Annotated in this window: 7 protein-coding genes; all 7 read left to right on the forward strand. The window is 33.1% G+C overall.

Translation table 11 applies throughout. The annotated features are described in order from the left end of the window. Positions 1–107: type VI secretion system tube protein TssD (gene tssD, locus Q0625_RS14125; RefSeq protein WP_298823498.1), on the forward strand; the 107-nt coding region annotated here is incomplete at its 5' end. A gap of 98 nt (positions 108–205) precedes the next feature. Beyond that, positions 206–601 carry a type VI secretion system tube protein TssD gene (tssD, locus tag Q0625_RS14130; RefSeq protein ID WP_095900529.1) on the forward strand — a complete coding sequence of 132 codons (396 nt, stop codon included), beginning with the start codon at positions 206–208 and terminating at the stop codon, positions 599–601. Positions 602–686: 85 nt separating this feature from the next. After that, entirely contained in the window at positions 687–3,158 is a 2,472-nt protein-coding gene (locus Q0625_RS14135; protein ID WP_298828648.1) for a phage baseplate assembly protein V, read from the forward strand. A 1-nt stretch (position 3,159) separates the two neighbouring features. Further along, positions 3,160–4,131, forward strand: coding sequence for a hypothetical protein (locus Q0625_RS14140; protein ID WP_298828650.1), 972 nt, complete (start codon positions 3,160–3,162; stop codon positions 4,129–4,131). Beyond that, positions 4,115–5,158, forward strand: a complete 1,044-nt coding sequence (locus tag Q0625_RS14145; protein ID WP_298828652.1) for a hypothetical protein — start codon at positions 4,115–4,117, stop codon at positions 5,156–5,158. The genes Q0625_RS14140 and Q0625_RS14145 overlap by 17 nt, the downstream gene beginning before the upstream one ends. Next, on the forward strand, positions 5,155–5,691 hold the full coding sequence (locus Q0625_RS14150; protein WP_298828654.1) for a hypothetical protein: 537 nt from the start codon (positions 5,155–5,157) through the stop codon (positions 5,689–5,691). The genes Q0625_RS14145 and Q0625_RS14150 overlap by 4 nt, the downstream gene beginning before the upstream one ends. A gap of 71 nt (positions 5,692–5,762) precedes the next feature. Beyond that, the coding region (locus Q0625_RS14155) for a DUF2931 family protein (RefSeq protein ID WP_298828656.1) at positions 5,763–6,411 on the forward strand (649 nt) is incomplete at its 3' end.

Raw genomic sequence — 6,411 nt, forward strand, 5'->3', positions numbered from 1 at the left:
GAGAGCATTTTGATGCCTCAGGAGAAAAACCCCTCACAGAATCCTTTACCATTTCAGCAAGGAAATTAGAAATGGGAACAGGAGCCTACGAAAATGAGTGGGTGTAAAACTTATGGAAATAGGGTAGCGCTTTAGGGTGCTACCCTTTTTTGCTTAAAAATGGACAGAAATAAAAATTAAAGTATAACCCATAAAATAAAAAAATATGTCTTTCAAAGTTAAATTGGAATTAGACGGAAAAACCTACAATGTGTTAGCCTGCAAATATGAACTTTCTCAAAGTAGAGATAGAACAGGCTTACCTGAAGGAATGCCTACAGGAGGCGAAATACATCTCCGCTTAGAAAGTACAGGAGAACCTGATTTCTTTAAGTGGATGAGAGATAATAATGAGACCAAAGATGGTAAGATTATCTACTATCGCCGTGATGCTATGAGTAAGCTGCAAGAACTTGTCTTCAAGAAGGCGTTTTGTGTAAACTTTATAGAAGATTTTAATGCCAATAGTGCAGAACCTCTACAAATAGAGCTTATTATATCGGCACAACAACTTATCATCGGAGGAGTTTCTTTTGAAAAGCAATGGAAAATTAATTTATAAAAAGTGTTTTCTATTGCAAAATCAAATAGAGCAATATATTTGAACTAAATTATCCCAATAAATTACCCTTTAAAAAGAGAATCTTATGAGTACAAAAGATGAACAATTCACTGGTTATCGCACCAATCACCCTGATGATCTTGCCCACTTTGCTTCTGTGAGAAACTTTCAAGATTTTTTAGTAGACAAGGCTAATCCTGTAGTGATGGTTACCCTTACTATTGATGGTAAAGGGTTCTTAGATAATGCTACTTTTGAAACCCATCTTACCCAACATACCAATGCCCACGATGAGTTTACTATTATCGTCAATGATACAGCTATTGATGACTTTAAAGGTCAAGTAATGAAAAACTCTCAAGAACTCTTAGGGCAGAACATTACTATTCATTTCCATCAGTATGGAAGTGTTATTTACACTTTTAGAGGGATTATTGCTCATATCTGCAATAAGAAAAATCAGGGAGGAGGTTATGGTAAATTACATATCTCTGGCTATGCCCCAAGCATCGTATTAGATGGAGGAAAAACTTGTCAGTCGTATGAGAATAAGACACTTCCAGAAATTATTAAAGAAGCTACAGAGGAATATCCACAGGAATCACAAATACATATAGAGGGACTTATTAATAATGAAGAGAAAATCCCTTATACTGTACAATACAATGAGTCTGATTACCAATTTATCCAGCGCCTTGCCAAGCGTTATGGAGAGTTTTTCTATTATAATGGCACACAATTTATCTTTGGTAGTCGGGCACAGAAAACCATAACTCTTTATGAAGGAGGTGACCTTAGGGAAGTTGAATTTGAGTTACTACTTAAACCTCAAAAGTTTAACTATCTTTCCTATAATTCACAAATGACCAGAACAGAGGTTAAGGGTAGTGAGCAGACAGAGACACAGTACAAAGAGAATCCATTTCAATTTACCGCTATCAAGGCTTCAGAGAAAGTATTTGCCAAGACTACCGATCAGACTTATGGAGCTTTGCCAGATGAGTTTCGAGGAGATTATTTGAAAGATGCTGTCCAAAGAGAAAAAGAAAGTCGTGAGCAGTTAATGCAGGTCAGAGGAAGAAGCAGAAATCCTCATGTACATATCGGATGTTTTGTAAAGCTCATAGATATCAACGGCTTACCCATGGAAACCTATCGAGTGATAGATGTAAGTCATTATCAGGGAGAAGGTATCTATTACAATGAGTTTGTAGCCATTCCTGATGTATTTGTAGCTTACTATTATGATGAGCAAGCTCTTCCAAAAGCTGAACAACAACCTGCACGGGTGATTGACAATAACGACCCCGAAGGTTGGGGACGTGTGCGCGTACAGTTTATTTGGCAAGAAAAACATCAAACCAAAACCCCTTGGATACGTGTGGTACAACCTCACGCAGGAGCTGACAAAGGCTTTTACTTTATCCCTGAAATAGGCGAAGAAGTATGGGTAGACTTTGAAGACCAAAATGCCGAACGTCCGTTTGTAGTAGGAAGTAACTACAATGGTAAGGAATTTAGTAAATACCATACAGCAGGCAACGACAAGAAAGTGATACACACTCGCTCAGGTACTAAAATTATTCTCAATGATGGGGAAGGTAGCGTGTTTATAGAAGATCCTAGTGGTAATACCTACCTAATGGATGGACAGGGAAATATCAATGTAAGTGCTCCTAAGAACATTAGCTTCTCAGCAGGTGAAAATGTAAATATCAAAGCGGGAACTAATTGTATTATGGAAGTAGGAAATGATATGTTCACTACTGTACAAAATAATCATAAATTAGAAGTGCTTAATGATTATGACTTTAGTAGTAATAATTATTCTCAAGAGATAAAAGGAGACAAAGGTGTTGAAATATCAGGAAAATTATTAGAGAGTACAGCTGAGACTTTCCACCAAGCCCGTGAAGGAAATGTTACTATTCATAGTGCACAAGTGGCAAAATTATTAGGTAGTAGTGATACAAAGGTAAATATATCTGAGGTAGCAAAACTAACTGATATTCTTAAAAAACTTTCTAAAACAACCATACATACGGGAGGTGGACAAAGTGTTAAAACTTTATTAACCAATAAGAAAAAAAGAACTCCTTTATCAAGATGTCCAAAAGAAGTAGAACAACAATTAAATGGAGGAGGGGCTTGTGTGCCTTATGCTCTAGCTTTTATAGATACTTTATTTAAAAAAAGAATTAAAGGGGCAGAAAAAGCTCTTGAAATAGCAAGACTCTTAAAAAGACACCCTGCCGATATCCTTTTAGGAGAAGGAATTTCGCTTGATGAAATGATAAAAATTCTTCAAGAGAAATATGTGTATACCCAGCTATTTTCTCATGAAAATATTCAAAGAGCTATAGATAGAGGAAATCCTGTACTTGCAAATGTAAATGTAGTTGAATCTATTAATGTTAGACATGAAATAGTTATAGTTAGTTATGAGAATAATGACTATAATGTAGCGGATAGTGATGCAGGAAGCTATGTTCTTTATTCTACAGATAAGATTGATTTTAGTACAGGAGTTTATGAAATAACAGATATAAAAAAATGATATGATTCAGAGGAGTTTGCTATTATTATTTTTATTATTTTCACAGTTGTCTATTTCTCAAGAAGATACCTTAAACAATCGTCTTTCTAACTTTAGAGAAATGTTTAAGTTTGAGGACAAGGATAGTTTGTTTTCTTTCCCAATATACAGAATCAGATATACGCAAGAGAAAGGGTTCTTCAAAGAAATGGAAGAAGGTAATTTTGTAAAATATTATAAAGGAGACGTTTATTTTTTTTATGATAATGAGAAAGCAATGCTATTTGGAACAGATCCTATAGTTCACATTCTGTCAGATTTGATTAAAAAGAAAAAAGAGTTTATAATAGCTTATGTAGAAGATACATTTTCATTAGATCGTAAGAATTTATTTCCCATAATAACGAATAGACAATTGGGTAATGTTATAGAAGGAGATAAAACTTTTTCCTCCCTACATGAGTATATACGCTATAGATACGGTTCTATAGAAAAATATAGGGAAATTTTGGACGTAGAAAAAGAGAGAAACGCATTGGAAGACCATGATTTTATAGAGATAGTAAAGAATAATTATAAAATTTATGAAGCCAAATGTCCAAAGGATACTACCCTAATTGTCAATACTTTTCTAAAACAAATTAAATACGCTACAAAGGATTTAACCCCTCAGCAAGAAATGCTATTACACAACCAAATAATGTATAAAATAAAAGTGAGTGATAAGATAAGATCTTACCTCACAAGTAAATATGATTTCATTCTGTTAGGGAAAAGTATCACAAGTGAATTATTAGAAGTTCTTACGAAAGATCAATTTGTCAAGTATAAGAAGTATACAGATATCGTCTCTCCTATTGAAAAATCAAAAATCAGAAATATAGGACTTAATAGGACAGATTATGTATATATTGTATACAAGAGCAAAAAAAAAGAGAATGTATATCGTGACTATATAAAAAAGATCCTATATAGTTGTGAAGATAAGAGATAGGACAACTTTCCACCAAGCCCGTGAAGGAAATGTTACTATTCATAGTGCACAAGTGGCAAAATTATTAGGTAGTAGTGATACAAAGGTAAATATATCTGAGGTAGCAAAACTAACTGATATTCTTAAAAAACTTTCTAAAACAACCATACATACAGGAGGTGGACAAAGTGTTAAAACTTTGTTTGGTAAGTTGGGAGATAAACCTTCAGAAGAAGAACAGAAAAAAGAGAAACCTATCACACCTAATGGATACTATTTTGACTATGGAGGAAGGTTCTTGGCTAAGGTAACTACTTCCGAAGAAGGAAATAAAAACGATGTTTTTGCCTGCAATAGTAAGAAAGAAGAAAAAGATAAAAACGGGAATCCAATTTTTGAAAACCCTAAAAATATGGAAATTGATAAAGACCTTTTCCTAAGCATTGCAGGAACAGCCTATAGTGAAACTGGATATAATAAAGAAGCTATTATGAGATTGCCTTTTGCAGTGATGAATCGTCATTGTCAGTATAAAGATTCTGGACACGAGAATTATTCTCAAGAAAGTTGGACATTAAAAGATTCTTTTATAAAAGCAAGAAATAGATGGGATGATGCAACTTATACAAGAAAAAATGAAGCTTTTCGTGATTTTTTAGATATTAAATCTCCAACTACCTCTGTTGATTTCGATAAAAATTTGGATAATAGAAATCAAAATGATCTAATGAAAATAGCTATTTCCTATACAATTAAGGCTTTGTTCTATCTAAGGGGGCAAGATAATCAGGAGGATATTAGTGATAGAGCTATTGGATGGCATGGTTTAGATGTCTTTGATTCAGATGATTTTAAAGAAACATTATTCATTAAAAAAGAACATAGAAAGTATGGTTTTTCTAAATGGGGCAATAAGTACAAACTCGATAAAAGTGTTTTTGAGTCAGTTTCGGTTTATGAAGGGAAAGGGTATCTAAAAAATAGAGCTACACTTTTTTATAAATCTACTATTTATGCTTTTAAACAAATCTCAACAGGAAAAATATGAGAACAATCGCAACATTAGTTTTAGTTTTTATCAGTACGTTTTCTTTGTTTTCACAAACATCAATAGAAAAACGCATTGATTATTGTAGAATTATAGGAAGACAAGATAGCGTAGTGTATTATGTTTCCTATATGAAAATGGGGAAAGATAGCATCAATGTATTTATAAAGAGCGATAATGTATTAGAACAGTTCTTAGGAAGACCAAGTACTGACAAAGAACTCAAACAGTTCAGAAAGGATTTCTTAAAATTGGAGAAGCAAAATCCTATTATAGAAATTAATAGACAACAAATTCCTTTAAATGTAAAATTATTAGAATCTATAAGAACTTGTACCCCAACCTTTATTCTTTATAAGAAGAAAGGAGATAAAATTTTTGTAAGAATCCAATTAGAAAATTTTTCTTATGCAACTGCAGGTGAATATGATTATTTTATTAGCTTAGAATTTAAGGATAATAAGTGTATTTCCTCAAAGATAGAAGAAGTGCCTTGGTCCAACTTAAATAAATATAAAAAAGGTAAAAAATAGCAGTGAAAAATATAATCATAACCATATTAGTTTTACTTTCATCATTAACTTCTTGTAAAGAAAAAGAAAATATGAATAAAAAATATCATTGGGTCGCTTATGTAAAACCTGTATCAGGATATCCTATAAGAGTTTATCGTGGGGTAGTATATGGAAAAGATGGAGCTAGTAGGTTCGGAAATGGACAATCTTTCCTATTTGATAATAAAGGACCCTTTCCCTATTTTTCTATAGAGAGGGGAGCTACAGGTATTTTTGGTTCCTCAGAGGAGGAGGAAGCTAAAGGGGTTCCTACTCACTTAGATGTTTCTTGGCTTTCGTATGTAGAAAAATGCGAATATCTCTTAGAAGATCAGCCTTTAGATTCTCTGAAGATAGCTCAACTTTTAGAGGAGAAGGTATACAGAATCTCAATAGTGGATGATATAACTCCAACAATAGAAGAATATAATATACAAGTAGGTTTAGCCCCTGGTGGAGTAGTTTTTGTTTGGTTACACAACTATGGCAGGGTTATAGAAGTAGGACGTTACCAAGCAAAAAAGATAAAAGATATTGATTTTGTAACTAAAAAAGAAGCAGACCAATATTATGAAAAAACAGGAGATGTTATTTTAGATGAACACACTATAGAACAAAGAGATTATGTTATAAAATTAGGACTTCCAAAAGAAAAAATACGAATGCAGTATCAACAGTGTGGGACACCTGTTACTGAAC

Source organism: uncultured Capnocytophaga sp., from assembly GCF_938029845.1.
In the GTDB taxonomy this organism is placed as follows: Bacteria; Bacteroidota; Bacteroidia; order Flavobacteriales; family Flavobacteriaceae; genus Capnocytophaga.